9 protein-coding genes are annotated in these 17,466 nt (G+C 72.9%); 7 read left to right on the top strand and 2 right to left on the bottom strand.

Going from position 1 to position 17,466, the window contains the following annotated elements; all coding sequences use genetic code 11:
- Positions 1–31: 31 nt before the first annotated feature.
- The 3 genes from LGQ04_RS12860 to LGQ04_RS12850 all read left to right on the top strand — a co-directional run bounded on the left by LGQ04_RS12860 (position 32) and on the right by LGQ04_RS12850 (position 8,684).
- Complete coding sequence (locus tag LGQ04_RS12860; protein WP_229244274.1) at positions 32–1,891, top strand: amidase family protein; 1,860 nt, start codon at positions 32–34, stop codon at positions 1,889–1,891.
- Between the two features lie 282 nt (positions 1,892–2,173).
- Positions 2,174–4,720 (top strand): glycoside hydrolase family 43 protein, encoded by a 2,547-nt coding sequence (locus LGQ04_RS12855; protein WP_229244273.1) that lies wholly within the window; start codon positions 2,174–2,176, stop codon positions 4,718–4,720.
- 85 nt (positions 4,721–4,805) lie between these two features.
- Positions 4,806–8,684, top strand: a complete 3,879-nt coding sequence (locus LGQ04_RS12850; RefSeq protein ID WP_229244271.1) for a glycoside hydrolase family 30 protein — start codon at positions 4,806–4,808, stop codon at positions 8,682–8,684.
- A 118-nt stretch (positions 8,685–8,802) separates the two neighbouring features.
- Here the strand turns inward: LGQ04_RS12850 and LGQ04_RS12845 are convergent, their stop codons facing one another.
- Both LGQ04_RS12845 and LGQ04_RS12840 read right to left on the bottom strand, forming a co-directional pair.
- The gene (locus LGQ04_RS12845) at positions 8,803–9,900 is read right to left on the bottom strand and encodes a substrate-binding domain-containing protein (RefSeq protein ID WP_229244269.1); all 1,098 of its coding nucleotides are present in this window, start codon (positions 9,898–9,900) and stop codon (positions 8,803–8,805) included.
- On the bottom strand, positions 9,897–11,864 hold the full coding sequence (locus LGQ04_RS12840) for a heparinase II/III domain-containing protein (protein WP_229244267.1): 1,968 nt from the start codon (positions 11,862–11,864) through the stop codon (positions 9,897–9,899). Before LGQ04_RS12840 ends, LGQ04_RS12845 begins: the two co-directional genes overlap by 4 nt.
- Before the next feature lie 285 nt (positions 11,865–12,149).
- Here LGQ04_RS12840 and LGQ04_RS12835 point away from each other — a divergent pair, with 285 nt between their 5' ends.
- The 4 genes from LGQ04_RS12835 to LGQ04_RS12820 all read left to right on the top strand — a co-directional run bounded on the left by LGQ04_RS12835 (position 12,150) and on the right by LGQ04_RS12820 (position 17,463).
- The gene (locus tag LGQ04_RS12835) at positions 12,150–14,102 is read left to right on the top strand and encodes a DUF2264 domain-containing protein (RefSeq protein WP_229244265.1); all 1,953 of its coding nucleotides are present in this window, start codon (positions 12,150–12,152) and stop codon (positions 14,100–14,102) included.
- Between the two features lie 72 nt (positions 14,103–14,174).
- Positions 14,175–15,491: an ABC transporter substrate-binding protein gene (locus LGQ04_RS12830; RefSeq protein ID WP_229244264.1), complete on the top strand. Its 1,317-nt coding sequence runs from the start codon at positions 14,175–14,177 to the stop codon at positions 15,489–15,491.
- Between the two features lie 98 nt (positions 15,492–15,589).
- A complete protein-coding gene (locus LGQ04_RS12825) occupies positions 15,590–16,555 on the top strand; it encodes a carbohydrate ABC transporter permease (protein WP_229244262.1) in 966 nt (321 codons plus the stop codon).
- Positions 16,555–17,463 (top strand): carbohydrate ABC transporter permease, encoded by a 909-nt coding sequence (locus LGQ04_RS12820; protein WP_372470067.1) that lies wholly within the window; start codon positions 16,555–16,557, stop codon positions 17,461–17,463. Before LGQ04_RS12825 ends, LGQ04_RS12820 begins: the two co-directional genes overlap by 1 nt.
- Positions 17,464–17,466: the final 3 nt, after the last annotated feature.

Genomic DNA, 17,466 nt, shown 5'->3' with positions numbered 1-17,466 from the left:
CTCCACGCACCACCCCCGGAAGGACCGACCCGTGACCCACACGCACCGCCGCGCGGCCGGGGGCGTCGCCGCGCTGACGCTCACCGGTCTCGTCGTGACGCTCGCCGCCGCACCGACCGCCACGGGCGCGCCCGAGGCCTCCACCGAGACCGCCGCGTTCCTCGCGCCGTACTACACCGAGCTCGACCTCACGGGCGACGCGCAGGTCACGGCCGACGACCTGGCCGTCGTCGCCGAGAGCCTCGGGCTGACCGCCGAGGACGAGGGCTGGAAGGACGTGGCGCTCGCCGACGCCGACGGCGACGGGACGCTCACCGTCGCGGACCTCGCCGCGGTGTCGCAGCGCGTCGTCTACGACGACGGCCCGTTCGAGATCGTCGAGGCGACGGTCGTCGACATGCAGGCGGCGATGAACGCGGGCGTGACCACCTCGGTGGAGATCACGCAGGAGTACCTCGACCGGATCGCGGCGTACGACCGCACGCTCGTCGACACCGCCGAGGGCGGGCGACCGCTCGCGTCGATCATCACGACGAGCGACGTGGCGCTCGACGCCGCCGCGGCCGCCGACGCCGCCCGCGAGGATCAGGGCATGACGAGCATGCTGCTCGGCGTCCCGGTGGCGGTGAAGGACAACTACGACACCCTCGACATGCCGACGACGGGCGGGTGCGGCTGCTGGGACGACAACCAGACCGCGACCGACGCGACGATGGTCGCGGGCCTGCGCGCCGACGGTGCCGTCATCCTCGCGAAGGCGAGCCTCGACGAGTTCGCGTTCGGTTTCGCGTCGGAGTTCTCCGCCTTCCAGGAGGCCGGCACGTCGACGCTCGTCGCGAGCCCGTACGCGACGGGCCGCACCGCGGGCGGGTCGAGCGGAGGCACGGGCGCGGCCATCGCGGCGAACCTCGCCGGGATCGGGTTCGGCACGGACACGGGCGGGTCGATCCGCGTCCCGTCGTCGTACAACCAGCTCGTCGGCGTGCGACCCACGGTCGGGCTCGCGTCGCGCGACGGCATCATCCCGCTCGCGCTGAGCCAGGACACGGGCGGACCCATAACGCGCAGCGTCACGGACGCGGCCGTCGCGCTCGACGCGGTCGTCGGAGCCGACCCCGCCGACCCGGTGACGGCGCGCCAGGAGGGCGAGGTCCCGGCGTCGTACACCCAGTACCTCGACGCGGACGCGCTCGACGGCGCCCGCATCGGGTACGTGCCCTCGATGCTCGGGAACAACCGCACGACGCTCCGCCTGTGGGCCGAGACGCGGGCGACGCTCGAGTCGCTCGGCGCCACGGTCGTCGAGGTGACCCCGCCGACGGCGCCCACGGGAGCGCTGCCGAACGGGTTCGGCAGCGTCCTGTCGGAGGGCTCGGGCTCGACCAACGAGTTCAAGCACGACCTCGACGCGTACGTCGCGAACCACCTGTCCCCCGCCGTGGAGGCGCGCACGCTCGCGGAGATCGTCGAGACGGGCCGGTTCGTCCCGTCGCGTCGCGGCACGTACGTGTCGCGCGGCGCGATCACCGAGGAGACCTACCAGGCGTGGGCGGGCCCTGACGGCACGCACACGACCGTCCTCGCCGAGGGCAAGACGCTCGTCACGGCGATGCTCGACGACGCGGGGCTCGACGCGCTCGTCTACCCCAGCGGCAACCCGTACGGGACGCAGGGCACGAACCTGCGCCTGAGCCCCAACACCGGGATGCCCGCGGTCTCCGTGCCGATGGGTCAGGCCGTCGAGGCCGACGCCACGATCACCGGCGCGGGGGTGAACCTCGAGCTCCTCGGCCGCGACTTCGACGAGGGGCCGCTCCTCGGGTTCGCCTACGCGCTCGAGCAGGCCACCCACGCGCGCACCAGCCCGGCGCTGTACGGCCCGCTCGACTGACCCGGCGGGCGGCACCGGCACGACGCCGGTCCCCCGCCACGCGCTGCAGCCCGACGACGGCCGGTCCCCTCCTGGGGGCCGGCCGTCGTCGTGCCGCCGTGCCGCCGCGTCGGCACCGCCCGGGACGAGCCGTGTTCGTTTCCTTTCACGTTGCTGACCTCGGTTGATTCTCCGAGAGGCGGCGCCTACTTTCGGACACGAACGAACGTTGCAGCACGCGAACAACCACAAACGATCACAGGAGATCGTCGCGTGGGCAACGGATGATCGAAGGAGATCCTCGTGCCCGACGCTGCCGCCGCGCCCGCCCGACCGACCCGATCACGATCCCGCCAACACCTCGCCCGTGCCGTCGCCCCGACGGTCGCCGCCGCGACCGCGCTCGTGCTCGCGGCGACGCTCGGCGCGTCCGCCGCGACGTCGAGCACCGTACCGGCACCGGACGGCACGGCCTGGACCGACGTGGACGGCAACCCCATCAAGGCCCACGGCGGCTCGGTCGTCACCGTGCACGAGGCCGAGGTGGGGCTCGACATCACCGGCGACGGCGACACCGACGACGACGTCTGGCTCTGGTACGGCGAGGACAAGACCCATGCCACGCGCCCGGTCGACGGGGTGCGCGGCTACTGGTCGACCGACCTCACGACGTGGCACGACATGGGCCGCGTGCTCCCGAGCCACCAGCACTTCACGCTGCGCGTCAACGGCGCGGGGAACGCCGTCGAGGTCGACCCCGCGAAGCTCGACGCGCTCCAGGACGTCGCGAACAAGACCGCGCCGGACGCGCAGTCCACGCAGGAGGACATCGACGCCGCGAAGGCGTTCGTCGCCCCCTACGTCGAGACGTGGGCCGACGAGGCGGCGGGCGTCGCCGCGACGTACGACGAGGCCGCGCTCGCGAACGCGTCCTACCGCCTCAACGGCAACATCAACATCATGGAGCGTCCCAAGATGCTCTGGAACGCGCGGACGAAGAAGTTCGTCATCATCTACCACGCCGACGGCCCGCTCGCGGACAACGCCGACCTCGTGCGCTGGGTGCGCGACGGCGGCGACCCGGCGGACCAGAACGTCGGCTCGCGGTACTCGCGCGCCGAGATCGGCTTCGCGACGTCCGACACCCCGTGGGGTCCGTTCAAGCTCGTGAACACGACGAAGATGAACTGGGCGCCGGGCGTGCCGAACGCCGGCCGCGAGGGCGACTCGCGCGACATGACGATCTTCCAGGACGCCGGTGAGCACACGGTCGACGCCGTCGCCGACGACGCGTACGCCGTCTACTCCTCCGAGATGAACACGTGGATGTACGTGTCGCGGCTCAACGCCGAGTACACGGGACCCCTCGAGACGGGCAGCGACGCGACGCTCGGCGAGGACTTCTCGAACCGCGTCCTGCCCGACTACTCGCGCGAGGCGTCGAGCGTCTTCAAGCACGACGGCTGGTACTACATGCTCACGTCCGGCACGGACGGCTGGGCCTCGACGCCCGTCGTCGCGTACCGGTCACGGTCGATGATCACGCCCACGGAGGCCGTCGTCGGCGACAACAACAGGCACCCGGCGAACGGCCAGTGGGAGCGCCTGGGCAACCCGTGCGTCGGCGACCCCGCGCGCACCGGCGTCGGGACCGCCGACCCCGTCGAGTGCTTCGACTCCCAGCCGACGTTCGTCATCGCGCTCGACCAGGAGGCGGGCCGGTTCGCCTACATGGGCGACCGCTGGATCACCGAGTCCAACGGCTCCGCCGGCGAGCGCTCGCGCTACGTGTGGGCACCCATCCAGGTGCGCGACGGCCGCGTCACGGTCGAGAACGTCGGCGCGTGGGACCCCGAGAACACGTCCCTGTTCCACCCGCTCGAGCCCGTGACACCGCTCGATTTCACGGCCCACGTCGACGACCGCGACGAGTTCGCCCCCACGTTCGACGTCACCGTCGACGGGCAGCGGTACGACGACCTCACCGCCGACTGGTCCACCGCGAGCCTCGACGCCGCGTTCGCCACGCGGGGCACGCACACGCTCGTCGGGCACGTCGCGGGCGACGGCCCCCTCGCCGGGCGGTACGTCACCGCGACGGTCGAGGTCGACGGGCCCGTCGACGTCTGCCGCGAGCCCGGCACCACGGTGAGCGCGTCCTTCCACCAGACCGAGTACGGCACCATGCCGGCCGCGTGGGCGTGCGACGGCAACACGTCGACCGCGTGGTCCACCTGGGCGGGCGGCACCGGCAAGAAGGACCGCGTGACCTTCACGGTCCAGTCCGCCGAGGCCTGGTCGGTCGACGCCGTGCGCCTGACGAACACCGAGGGCACGATCTCCGGGATCACGGTCGAGCACCGCGACGCCGAGGGCACGTGGTGGCCCACGACCGCGAGCGCCGTCGCGCCCGCCCCGAACGGGTCGATGACGACGGTCCCCTTCGACGCGGTGACGACGGACGCGGTGCGGGTCACGTTCGACACCCCGGGCTCGTACCTGAAGATCAGCGAGCTGTCCGTCGCGGGCTCGGTCCCCGGTGAGGAACCCGCCGACCCGGAGCTCGCGGTCGCCTCCGAGGCGCAGGTGCGCTGCCTCGCCGGCCGGGCGTACGTCGCCGTCCGCGCGACCAACGAGGACGACGTCCCCGTCGCGGTGACGCTGTCGACCCCGTTCGGGTCGCGCAGCGTCGCGCAGCTCGCCCCGGGCGCGAGCGCGTACCAGTCCTTCGCCACGCGCGCCGCCGCCGCGGACGAGGTCGCCGTCACGGTGACGGCGAGCGCCGACGTCGACGGCGTGACCGTCACCGACCTCCACGACCTGGTCGCCCCCGCCGCGTCCTGCGGCTGACCTCTAGGCACGTACTACCGCACGAGCCCCACCGCACGAGCCCCACCACCCACGCCGCCGACGACGGCGGCAGGAAGGCAGACCCATGAGACTCCACGCCCCACCGGGCACGAGGCGCCACGCGCGCACGGCCACGGCCGTCACGACGGCGCTCGCGCTCACCGTGACCGGCCTCGCCGCCGCGGTGCCCGCCGCGTCCGCCCCCGCGCCGGCGTCCCCGAGCGCGACCGCCGCGCTCCCGGCCGACCTGCCGGAGCTGCGCTTCGACGACCCGTCCATCAACTGGAAGGAGATCCTCGTCGACGGCGAGGACGTCGAGCGGCGTGCGGACGGCACGCCGTACAACGTGTTCGGCGGCTTCGGGTCCGTGTCGTGCAACAACACGGGCAACCTCCTGCTGGACTACAAGGAGGAGAACCCCGAGGCGTACTGGCGCATCATGCACCTCATCTTCGACCCGGAGACCGGCGCCGGTCTCAAGCACATCAAGGTCGAGATGGGCTCGGACACGAACACGTCGTCGGGCACCGAGCCGGCGACGAAGCGCAGCGCCGACGAGCCGGCGAACGTGCTCCGTGGCGCCGGCTTCCACTTCATCGCGGACGCGCTGTCCATCAACCCGGACATCGAGACCGAGGCGCTGCGCTGGGGCGAGCCGTCGTGGACGCAGACCGACCCCGAGCTGCGCTACCAGTGGTACAAGGAGACGATCGACGCCGCGTACGACACGTACGGCGTCGAGTTCGACTACATGTCCCCGTCGCAGAACGAGGTGGGCGGCAGCTTCCACCAGGCGTCGATCGCGCCCGAGCTGGCGTGGACGGTCGAGTTCGCGGAGCGTCTCGAGGCGGACGCCGAGGCCGACGACGCGCGCTACGACTACGGCGACATCAAGATCGTCGCGCTCGACACGTACCGCAACGTCGAGCCCGTCGCGGCCGCGATCCTCGGGAGCCCCGCCGCGCTGGAGCAGATCGACGCGATCGGCTACCACTACGACATCGCGGGCGGGCCGAACCTCACGCGCCTCAACAAGGAGTACGGCATGGAGGTGCTGTACTCCGAGGGCGTCGCCCCGATGATCGACCCGGAGTACCGCGTCGAGGCCGACCCGGAGCGCGGCGGCATCGGCGGCACCGTGGGCGCCGTCGACATCGCCGACCGGTTCATCAACGCCTACCGGTGGAGCGGTGCGGGGGCGAACCCGGCGCACATGACGTCGTTCCTGTTCCAGCCCGCGGTGAGCGCGATGTACGAGGGCACGCAGTACTCGCCCAAGCACCTCGTCCGTGCGTCCGACCCGTGGTCGGGCTACTACGAGGGCGGCGTCGGCGTCGCGACGGTGCGCCACTTCCACCAGTTCGCCGAGAGCGGCTGGGAGTACGTCGAGGGAGCGACGTACGGCGACGGCACGAAGGGTGACGGCGGTACGAACGTCGACACCTCGACGCGCACGTACATGACGCTGCGCACGCCCGCCGCGGAGGGCGGCGAGCCCGACGTCACGCAGGTGCACGCCAACAACACGCGCACCGCGCGCCACTTCGAGGTCAAGGTCGCGAACCTCGGCGAGCCGCGCCCGCTCACGGTGTGGGAGACGCGCGGCCCGGACGCCGGCGAGGAGTACGACGCCAACTGGCTGCGGCCGACCGGGTACGTCGAGCCGGTGCGCACGGAGACCGTGGACGGCACCGAGTACGCCGTCTACCAGGTCGAGATCGCGCCGTACTCGATCCAGACCCTGTCGACGCTGCCCCAGGGCGTGCACGGCACGACCGAGGCGTACGACCGCGCCGACTACGCCTCCCCGGCGCAGGACACCGCGCTCGAGCTGCCGTACACGGACGACTTCGAGTACGCGGACTACCCGACGACCGAGATCAACGGCGTCGAGATGGGCTACGTCGAGCGCCGCGGCGGCTCGCCGCGGTACACCGCCGACCAGAACGGCGCGTTCGAGGTCGTCGAGGGCGACGGCGAGCGCGGGAACGTCATGGTCCAGCAGATCCACGCGGACAACCGCGGCTACACGTGGGACGTGTGGGGCAGCCACGAGCAGGACCGCGTGTCCACCGCTCCCCCGGCCACCGTGCTGGGCGACCACGCGTGGGCGAACTACACCGCGTCGGTCGACTTCCGGCTGGACACGCAGGTGCGCGACGCGAGCCTGGAGAACTTCGCCGGCCTCGGCGTGCGCCAGCACGTGCCCGCCGGCCAGGACCTCGCCACGTACACGGCCCGCGTCCACGCGGACGGCACGTGGCAGCTGCGCAAGCTGAACACCGTCGTGTCCTCCGGGACGGTCGCCGGGTTCGACGCCGACGCGTGGCACGCGCTGTCCGTCGAGGCGCGCGACAACGTCATCACGGTCACGCTCGACGACGCACCGCTCACGCGGTACGTCGACGCGAGCCGCAACCCCATGATGACCGGCCGGATCTCGATCGTCAGCGGCTACTACAACACCCAGTACGACGACCTCGCCGTCACCCCGATCGAGGACCAGGCCTGGGAGTCGGTGAAGATCGACGACGCCGACGCACGCATCTCCTACCCCGGCGGCTTCTCCTTCAACCAGTCGGGCTACGCGCACCTCAACCGCACCCAGCACGTCCTGACGACGGGCCGCTCCGCCGTGTTCGAGGTCGACGGGACCGGGTTCAACCTGTTCGGCGCGAGCGCCGCCGCGACGATCGACGTCGCGGTCAACGACCAGCCCGTGCGCACCGTGGACGTCGGCTCGACCGGCGACCGCCAGACGTCGTACTGGCAGCGGGGTCTCGACGGGTCGACCCCGCACACGGTCACGGTGACGGTCCGCAGCGGCACGTTCACGCTCGACGGCGTCGACGTCCTCGTCGGCGGTGCGCCGCCCGTGGTCACCGACCCGGAGACCACGCCGGTCACCGTGGCCGAGCCGGTCGCGCGCCTCGCCACCAGCGTGGGACAGGCGCCGGAGCTGCCCGACACGGTGCGCGCGACGTCGCAGGCCGGCACCACCATCGACGCCCCCGTCGAGTGGTTCGTGCCCGCCGGGGCGTTCGACACCCCGTACGCCACGACGACCCTCACCGGGACGTTCACGGACAACGAGGCGCTCGCCGTCACCGCGCAGGTCGAGGTCGTCCCCGACGGCGTGCAGTACTTCGTCGACGCCAACGCGCCGGCGACGCCCGCCGCCGTCGCGCATCCCGCCGTCAAGGCGTTCGTCGCGGCGCAGGGCGGGACGCTGCGCAACGCCCAGGCCGACGCCCTGTGGTCCGAGGCCGCCGGCTGGGGCCGGGCCGCGAGCTACTCGGCGAAGGGCCTGCTCAACCAGACGCCGTACGACAAGATGCGCGAGACCGGCTGGTACACCGCCGGCGCCTCGACGCCGCTCGTCTACCGGTTCACCCTCCCGGCGGGCACGTACACCGTCTCGTCCGGGCACACCGAGTGGTGGAACGTCGGCAACGGCAGGGCACGGAACCTGCAGACCTCGGTCTCGTGGACCGGGTCGGACGGCCAGGCGGTCAGCGTGCCCGTCGGCAAGGTCGCCTTCCCCAACGGCAGCTCGGGCCGCTCCGAGGTCCTCTCGGGCGAGCTCACGCTCACCGAGGAGACCGTCGTGTCGTACACCGTCGCGAACGACGGCGGCACCGAGGCGCCCGTGATCTCGTGGGTCGCGATCGCGGGCGACGAGGCGGAGCAGGGCGTCGCGACGACCGCCGTCGTCGAGCAGCGCTGCCTCGCCGGCAAGCCGTACCTCGCGGTCCGCGTGACCAACGACGACGAGGCCGCCCTCGACCTCGAGGTCGCCACGGCCTACGGCACGAAGACGTTCGAGGACGTCGCGCCCGGGAAGAACGCCTACCAGGCGTTCGTCGTGCGCGGCACCCCGGCCGAGGGCGTGGTCACGGTGACCGCGCGCGCGGAGGGGCGCGAGAGCGTCGAGGAGATCGCCCACGCAGCACCCACCTGCTAGACCCGGCGCCGGGCCCCTCCGCGGGCCCGGCGTCCGGCAGTCCGACGCGGCTCACCCCCCCTACCGTCCGCGGTACGGGGGGTGAGCCCTCGGGGCGAGCGCCTCAGGACGCGCCGCCTCAGGGGCGCCGGGCCACCCGTCCCGTCGACTCGCGCACGACGAGCGTCGGGCTGATCGCCACGCGGTGGACGGGCCGAGAGGGGTCCGCGATCCGCTTCGCGAGCAGGTCCACCGCGGCGTGCCCCACCGCGGCGCGCGGCGGGCGCACCGCCGTGAGCGCCGGGCTGAACAGACCCGCGACCTCGTCGTCGTACGCGACGACGGACAGGTCGCCGGGGACCGACATGCCCCGGTCCTGCGCGTTCTGCACGATCGCGAACGCCTCGGGGTCCGAGTGGGCGAGCAGCGCGGTCGTGCCGGACGCGACCGCGGTGTCGACCACCTCGGAGATGGCCTTGGCGAACTCGGGGCGGTGCCGGTCCGGGGCGAGTCGCTCGAAGTGCTCCTCGGACGACAGGCCGAGGTCCGCGCACGCCGCGCGCCACCCGGCCGCGATCTTGCGCGACGTCGGCGACTGCCGCGAGATGACGAGACCCACCCGGCGGTGGCCGAGGTCCGCGAGGTGGTGGACGGCCATGAGGGCGCCCAGCGCGTGGTCGGACACCACCGACTCCAGGGCCTCCCGGTGCGGCGCGAGCGCCGCCTCGCGCTCGACGAGCACCGACGGCACGTCGGTGCGCGCGAGCCACTGCGCGAGCTCCTGGGCCTGCGGGCTGTCGGTGCGGGGCGCGAGGATCAACCCCTGCAGGTCGCTCGTCGCGACGAGCCGCTCCAGCGCCGGGCGCTCGTCCGCCGCCTCGTACGACGACCCCCGCAGGACGACCCGCAGCCCGTGCTTGCGCGCCTCGGCCTCCATGCCCCGCACGACGCCGGGCCAGTAGTAGTCGAGCGACGGGACGAGCACGCCGATGGTCGCGCGCGCGGCCGGTTCCGTCCCGCCCCCCGTGCCGCCGGCGGGCACGGCACCACCGTGCACGCGCGCGAGCAGTCCTTCCCGCTCGAGCTGCGCGATGTCGCGACGCACCGTCACGGCCGTCACGCCGAGCTCGCCGGTGAGGTCGGCCACGCGCACGACACCGTCCCGCTTGAGCGAGGCGAGCAGGTGCGCCCGCCGCTCGGCGGCGAGCGGCGCACGCTGCATCTCCTCGGTGGTCATGCTGCCCCCTCCAGGTCTCTCGCGTCGTCCTGCACGACGACGAGCGTCAGGTCGGTCCGGTCGGTCACGTCGAGCGTGAGCCGCGTCAGGTGCTCTCCCCACACGGCGGTGAGCATCGGGTCGTCGAGGGCGCGCCGCGTCGCGTCGTGCGGGACGTCGGCGGGCCAGCGCACGACGACGGGCGGCGCGCCGTCGAGCGGCACGACCCGTGCCTCGCCGGGGACGACCGTCACGTCGCCCGCGAGCAGGAGGTGCACCACGGCCGCGGCGGGCGCCGCGTCGCCGAGGTCCCACGCGTCGGCGACCACGACCCGCGAGGGCGAGGCGTCGCGCTCGATCCGGGCGACGCGCCGCCACGAGGCGAGGCCGTCGACCGGGTAGGCGCCCGCGAGGTCGAGCGAGAGCGCGCCGTCGTGCGCGACGACGTCGCGCGCCGCGAACGCCTCGCCCGCCTCCTGCGGCGTGCCCGCGATCTCGGGCACGTTGTGCCAGGAGCTCTGCATCGTCCAGATCGCGTACCGGTCCGGGCCGAACGTCTGCGCGGTGTACGTGGGTCGGCCCGCGTCGACGAGCACGGGCACGCCGTCGGAGGCGACGACGAACGACCCGACGTCGTTGTGGTTGTGGTGCTCGCCGTTGTGCCCGCCCTTGACGGCGAGGGTGAGGCCGCGCGGGCTCCCGCCCTCCTCGCGCGCGAGGAGCACCTGCGTCGAGGCGAGCCACACGTCGCGCGGCAGCGGGGAACCCTCCGGCGCGGCGCTGGTCCACGCGCCGTCGGTGAGCGCGCGCAGGAGGCGCGCGAGGCCCGCGGTCTCGTCGGCGACGGGCGCACCCGGTACGCGGTACGACGCCGCGTGGCGGCGCGCGTCCTCGTCGCCGGCGCGGCGCGCGGCGCGGTGCAGCGCGTGCCACGGCTGCTCCACCGGCGGGCGCGCGCGGCCGTCGGCGAGGTCGAGGTACCACGGACCGCCCAGGTGCATGCGGTGCGGGAACGCGACCGTCGCGCGCAGCGCGGGGACCGGGTGGGCGGGGTCGAGCGCGTCGAGCGCGCCGCCGGTCGCGTGGGCGAGGACGTCGAGGGCCTCCAGCGCGCGGCACGCGCCGTTCCACCAGTACTCGTAGCCCTCGTCGATCGCGCCGTCCTCCGGCAGCACCGCGACGTACCGGTCGAGGCCCTCGATCACGAGGTCCACCACGTGGGCGCGCAGCCCGGCGTCGGCCGGGTCGTCGAGCAGGCGCAGGGCGGCGACGAGCACGTTGCCGTGGATCCACGGGTTCCAGTTGTGCACGTCGCCGTCGAGGCCGATCCAGTGCCAGTCGCGACGCTCGACGAACGGCTCGACGACCCGACGTCGCGCCTCCGCCCGCACACGTTCGCGCAGGCCCGGGTACCGCACGCGCAGGAGGTCGCCGAGCAGGTGGTCGGTCCACGCGAGCTGACCGGCGACCTCCCCGGCCCCGAGGTCGAGGAACGGGCGGTCCGGGTCCGGCAGCACCCAGCCGCGAGTCGCGAACGCGTCGTCGTGCGCCGGCCAGCACCACGACGACTGCTCGCACAGCGCCCAGAGGCCGTCGGCGACCTCGTCGACCCACCGGTCCTCGCCCGTGACGGCCGCGGCGACGACCGCGCGCGACAGGCGGTGCTGGCGGGCGAACACCTGCTCCTCGTGCGCGGTCCGGTTGCCGTCGCGGTGGAGCCGCGCGGTGGTGCTCGCGAGCGGCAGCGGCCACGGCGTGCCGAGGTCCTTCCCCGCGCGGGCGACGAGGTCGTCGACGGTCGCGGCGTCGACGAGGCCGTCCACGGCCGACCACACGGCGCGGTCGGTCGCGGGAGCGAGCGGCAGCGCGCGGGTCGGCTCGACGAGCAGGTCGGCGAGCGCCGCGCGACGTCCGGAGGCGTCGTCCATCGTAGCGACGGCGTGCGCGAAGGACGCGGCGAGCGGTCCGGTGAAGGGCGTGGGCATCTCTCTCCGTCGAGGTCCGTGTCCCGGCGTGCCGGGTCGTGCGGGATCCAGGCCGCGCCCGCGTCGGCGGGGTGGGACGGCAGCAGTGCCGTTCACCCCTCGACCCCGAGCACGGTCGCACTCTAACGATCAGAAGCGATCGTAACAGAATGGGTACGCGCTTGACAGCGTCCGTTTCTGAGCGATTGACTCCGAACGTGTTCGAAGGGACCGAGCGATGAACGCCAGGTTCACAGAGCACGACGACGTCGCACACCGAGGCGCGACGCACGGCACGGAGGAACCATGACGTTCGAGAGCACGCGGTCGCGGTCGACCGCACCGCTGCTCGCCACGAGCCCCCTCACCGGGTGGGACCGTGCGCGGTGGGCCGCCCTCGGCGACCACCTCCTCGCCTCCGCGGTCCCGTTCGCCTCCCCCGGCCACGCCCGCATCACGCTGCCCGGCCCCGAGGGCGGCTACGGCCGCGCGGTCGACGGCCTCGAGGGCTTCGCGCGCACCTTCCTGCTCGCCGGCTTCCGGCTCGCCGGCGAGCGAGGCGCCGACCCCCACGGGTACGCCGAGTGGTACGCCCGCGGCCTCGCCACGGGCTCGGACCCGCACGCCGCCGACCGCTGGCTGCGCCTGTCCGAGCACGCCCAGGCCAAGGTCGAGGCGGCCTCGCTCGCCCTCGTGCTCGACCTCACGCGCGAGTGGATCTGGGACGGGCTCTCCCCGCTCGTGCAGGAGCAGCTCGTCGACTACCTCGCCGAGGCCGTCGGGGACGACACGTACCCGCGCATCAACTGGGTCTGGTTCCGCCTCGTCGTGCAGACGTTCCTGCGCTCGGTCGGCGGCCCGCACTCCCTCGACGAGATGGTCGCGGACCTCGCGACCCACGACACGTTCGTGCGCGCCGACGGCTGGCTCGCCGACGGCGACGAGCGCTCCTACGACCACTACGCCGGCTGGGCGCTGCACCTCTACCCCACGCTCTGGGCACGCATGCGCGGCACCGACGACCTCGCCGCCCCGCGCCGCGAGCACGACACGGCGCTCCTCGACCGCTTCCTCGACGACGCGCTCGCGCTCGTCGGCGCCGACGGGTCGCCGCTGCTGCAGGGCCGCTCGCTCACCTACCGCTTCGCGGCCGCCGCGCCCTTCTGGGTCGGGGCGATCGCCGAGGTGCCCTCGCACTCCCCCGGAGCGCTGCGCCGTGCGGCCTCGGGCGTCGTCGACCACTTCGTGCGACGCGGCGCCCCCGACGAGCGCGGCCTGCTCACCCAGGGCTGGCACCACGAGTGGCTGCCGATCTCGCAGTCCTACACCGGTCCCGGGTCGCCGTACTGGGCGAGCAAGGGCCTCGTCGGTCTCGCCCTGCCCGCCGACCACCCGGCGTGGACCGCGACCGAGGAGCCCCTTCCCGTCGAGCGCGGCGACGTGCTGCGCGCCGTCACGGCCCCCGGCTGGCTCGTCTCCGGCACGCACGCCGACGGCGTCGTCCGGGTCGTCAACCACGGCACCGACCACGCCCACGAGGGCGACCGCGTCGGCGACTCCCCGCTCTACGCACGGCTCGGGTACTCGACCGTGACCGCCCCCTGGTCCGACCTCGCGAGCCGCGTCTCGCCCGTCGACCAGAGCGTCACGCTCGTCGACGCCGCGGGCCGCGCGACCCACCGCACCGGATGGCGCGCGCTGCCCGCACGCGTCGACGAGACGGCGGGACAGGTGCCCGTCGGCGTGGCCGGCTCCGTCGCGCGGGCGCACTGGCTCGACGCCGACACGACCGGGCGCGACCACGGGTCCGGCCTGCCCGGCGTCGCCACGGACGCGGGCACGATCACCGTCGTGTCGCTCGTGCGCGGCCCCTGGGAGGTCCGCCTCGTGCGCGTCGACGAGCTCGCCGAGGGCGTCGACGCCTCGTCGATCCGGCTGCACGTCGGCGGCTGGCCCGTCGTCGAGCCCGGCCCGGCGGCCGGCGTCGTCCCGCTCGGCGCCGCGGGCGGGGCGCGCGTGGCCCGCGAGCGCCGCACCGACGCCTCGCCCCTGGGCGACGCCTCCGTCGTCGACGTGGCCGAGCTGCCCGTCGAGCCGGGCCGGTGGCACGCCCTGCTCCTCACCCTCGCGGGCGACGCCCGCGTCACGAACCCCTCGGGACCGCACCGCACGGTCGACGCACCCGAGCTCACGACGGCAGGACGCGCTGTCGCCGTGCACTGGCCGGACGGCGAACGCACGCTCACCGACCTGCCCTGACCCACCCGACCGCCGCCCCGGCGCGAGGACCAGGCCCGACGCCGGGCCACCGAACTCGAAGGAGAGCAAGGAATGAAGCGCACGACCCCGATCGCGATCGGTACGGCCGCCGCGATCGCCCTCACCCTGACCGCCTGCGGCGGCGACACCTCCGGCGACGACGCCCCCGCCGCGGAGGGTCCCGTCACCCTGACCCTGGCCGGGTGGAGCCTCTCCCAGACGCCGGAGTTCCAGACGCTCGCCGACGCGTTCCACGAGGAGAACCCGGACGTCACCGTCGAGGTCCAGGAGTACGCGGCGGGCAACGACTACGACACGCAGATGACGGCCGACCTCGCCGCCGGCACGGCGCCGGACGTCTACGTGATCAAGAACCTCAAGAACTTCTACACCTACCAGTCGGGCCAGCAGCTGCTCGACGTGTCCGACGTCGCCTCCGAGCTCGACCCGAGCACGGGCGGGCTCGACGCGTACGAGGCCGACGGCGCGCACTTCGCGGTGCCGTACCGCCAGGACTCGTGGGTGCTCTACTACAACCAGGACATGTTCGACACGGCCGGCGTCGAGCAGCCCGACGGCTCGTGGACGTGGGACGACTACGTCCAGGCGGCGAAGGACCTCACCACGGGGCTCGAGGGCTCGGGCTCCGATGCGACCGGCACCTACCAGCACTCGTGGCAGTCGACCGTCCAGGGCTTCGCGCTCGCCCAGAGCGAGGGCGCCTCGCTCGACAGCGGCGACTACTCCTACCTCGAGCCGTTCTACGAGCGCGCGCTCGACCTGCAGGCGGCCGGCGCGCAGCCGAGCCTCGGCACCGTGACGACGAACTCCCTCACCTACCAGGCGCAGTTCGGCACGCAGCAGAGCGCGATGCTCCCGATGGGCACGTGGTACGCCGCGACCCTCATCGCGCAGCAGGACAACGGAGAGGCCGACGAGTTCGCGTGGGGCATGGCGCCCATCCCGCAGGTCGACGAGTCGACCACGGGCACGGACGCGACGCCGGTGACGTTCGGCGACCCGACGGGTCTCGGCATCAACCCGGCCATCGACGAGGAGAAGGTCCAGGCCGCGAAGGACTTCGTGGCGTTCGCGGCGGGCGAGGGCGGCGCCTCGGCGCTGGCCGAGATCGGCATCACCCCCGCACTCTTCTCCGACACCGTCGTCGACACGTTCTTCGGTCTGGACGGCGTGCCGACCGACGACCTGTCGCGGTTCGCGTTCTCCACGCACGACACCCGTCCGGAGAACCCGGTCGCCGCGAGCACCGCGACCGTGCAGAACATCCTCAACGACCTGCACACGGCCGTGATGTCGGAGTCGACCTCGATCGCCGACGCGATCGCCGAGGCCCAGACGCGTGCCGCGTCCGAGGCCGGGATCGGCTGACACCCTCCGCGCCGGACCCGCGCCCGGGACCGCGTCACGACGACGCGGCCCCGGGCGGGGGCGGCAGCCCACGACCGCCCAGACACAGGAGTTCTACGATGTCGACCATCGCCGCCGACGAGGAGTCGCGGCCCAGGACGGACGGCACGACCGCGCCGACCCGGCCCCCGACGGACCGCCGCCGCGCCGGGAGCCGCCTCCGGCTGCGCAACACCCTCATCGGGTACAGCTTCATCCTGCCGAACTTCCTCGGGTTCGGGCTGCTCACGCTCGTCCCGGTGATCACGCTCTTCTACATCTCGTTCACGAACTGGAACGTCTTCGGCGTCGCCGACTGGATCGGCCTGGAGAACTTCCAGCGGCTCGTGGGCGACGCGAGCTTCCACCGCGCGCTGCTCAACACGCTGTACTACGCGGTGATCCACATCCCGCTCACGCTCGCCGCCTCGCTGGGGCTCGCGCTGCTGCTCAACCGCAAGCTGCGCGGCGTCGCGTTCTTCCGCACGGTCGCGTTCTTCCCGTACATCACGTCCGTCGTGGCGATCGCGGTCGTGTGGAACATGCTGTTCAGCCCCGAGTTCGGGCCGATCAACCAGTTCCTGCGTCTCCTCGGCGTGGACGACCCGCCCGGCTGGACCACGTCCAGCGCCTGGGCGATGCCCGCCGTCATCCTCGTGAGCGTGTGGCGCGAGATGGGCTACTACATGCTCCTGCTCCTCGCCGGCCTGCAGACCGTCCCCGCCCAGCTCTACGAGGCCGCACGCATGGACGGCGCGAACGCGTGGCAGCGGTTCTGGAACGTCACGCTGCCGGGACTGCGCCCGACGATGTTCTTCGTCACCGTCATGCTCACGATCCAGAGCTTCAAGATCTTCGACCTGATCCTCGTCATGACGAACGGCGGCCCCGGACAGTCGACCCTCGTCCTCAGCCAGTACATCTGGCAGAAGGGCTTCGTCGAGAACCAGTTCGGCTACGCGTCGGCGGTCTCGGTCGCCCTGTTCGCGATCTGCATCCTCGTGACGATCTTCCAGTTCGTGGTGAACAAGAGGAGGGAGGTCTGATGGCCACGCTCGACACCCCCACCCCCGGTCCGGCGCCGGTCCCCGCGACCGTCGCGAAGGCCCCCCGCCCGCGCCCGCGGCGCCGCGGGACCCCGGTCCTCGGCAAGGTCGCCGGCTACACGATCATGATCGTCGCCGCCGCCGCGATCCTGCTCCCGTTCTTCTGGATGGTCATCTCCTCCCTGAAGACCAACAACCAGGTCTTCACCGTCCCGATCCAGTGGTTCCCGGACCCGGTCGTGTGGCAGAACTACCTCGACATCTGGTCCCGCTCGGACATGACGACGTGGCTCAAGAACACGCTCATCCTGTCCGTGTCGGTCACGGTCCTGCAGGTGCTCACCGGCAGCTTCGCGGCGTACGGCTTCTCCAAGATGCGCTTCCGGGGCCGCGACGCCCTGTTCCTGCTCTACATCGGCACCATCGCCGTGCCGTGGCAGTCGTACATGATCCCGCAGTTCATCATGCTGTCCGAGGCCGGGCTGTCGAACACCCTATGGGCGATCATCGCGCTGCAGACCTTCAGCGCCTTCGGCGTGTTCCTCATGAAGCAGTTCTTCGAGACGATCCCCGAGGAGCTGAGCGAGGCCGCACGCCTCGACGGCCTGAGCGAGTACGGGATCTGGCGCCGCATCATGATGCCGCTGTCCGTCCCCGCGATCGCGAGCCTCACGCTGCTCATGTTCGTCAACACGTGGAACGACTACCTCGGACCGCTCATCTACCTGCGCAGCCCGGACCTGTGGACCGTGCAGCTCGGGCTCAAGTCCTTCATCGGCCAGTACAACGCCGAGCACGCCCTGATCATGACGGGGTCGGTGCTGTCCGTCCTGCCGATCGCGATCATCTTCCTCCTCGGCCAGCGGTACTTCGTCGAGGGCGTCGCGTCGACCGGGCTGAAGGGCTGATCC

This window comes from Cellulosimicrobium marinum (assembly GCF_020551945.1).
Classification (GTDB): Bacteria; Actinomycetota; Actinomycetes; order Actinomycetales; family Cellulomonadaceae; genus Cellulosimicrobium; species Cellulosimicrobium marinum.
Note: the sequence above shows the minus strand (reverse complement) of the source record. Positions and strands in the feature narration are given on the sequence as shown.

What these genes read in the sequence shown, in the direction of transcription:
- LGQ04_RS12850 (WP_229244271.1), top strand. Translation starts at nt 4,806, where the DNA reads ATGAGACTCCACGCCCCACCGGGCACGAGGCGCCACGCGCGCACGGCC.
- LGQ04_RS12845 (WP_229244269.1), bottom strand. Translation starts at nt 9,900, where the DNA reads ATGACCACCGAGGAGATGCAGCGTGCGCCGCTCGCCGCCGAGCGGCGG.
- LGQ04_RS12840 (WP_229244267.1), bottom strand. Translation starts at nt 11,864, where the DNA reads ATGCCCACGCCCTTCACCGGACCGCTCGCCGCGTCCTTCGCGCACGCC.
- LGQ04_RS12835 (WP_229244265.1), top strand. Translation starts at nt 12,150, where the DNA reads ATGACGTTCGAGAGCACGCGGTCGCGGTCGACCGCACCGCTGCTCGCC.
- LGQ04_RS12830 (WP_229244264.1), top strand. Translation starts at nt 14,175, where the DNA reads ATGAAGCGCACGACCCCGATCGCGATCGGTACGGCCGCCGCGATCGCC.
- LGQ04_RS12825 (WP_229244262.1), top strand. Translation starts at nt 15,590, where the DNA reads ATGTCGACCATCGCCGCCGACGAGGAGTCGCGGCCCAGGACGGACGGC.
- LGQ04_RS12820 (WP_372470067.1), top strand. Translation starts at nt 16,555, where the DNA reads ATGGCCACGCTCGACACCCCCACCCCCGGTCCGGCGCCGGTCCCCGCG.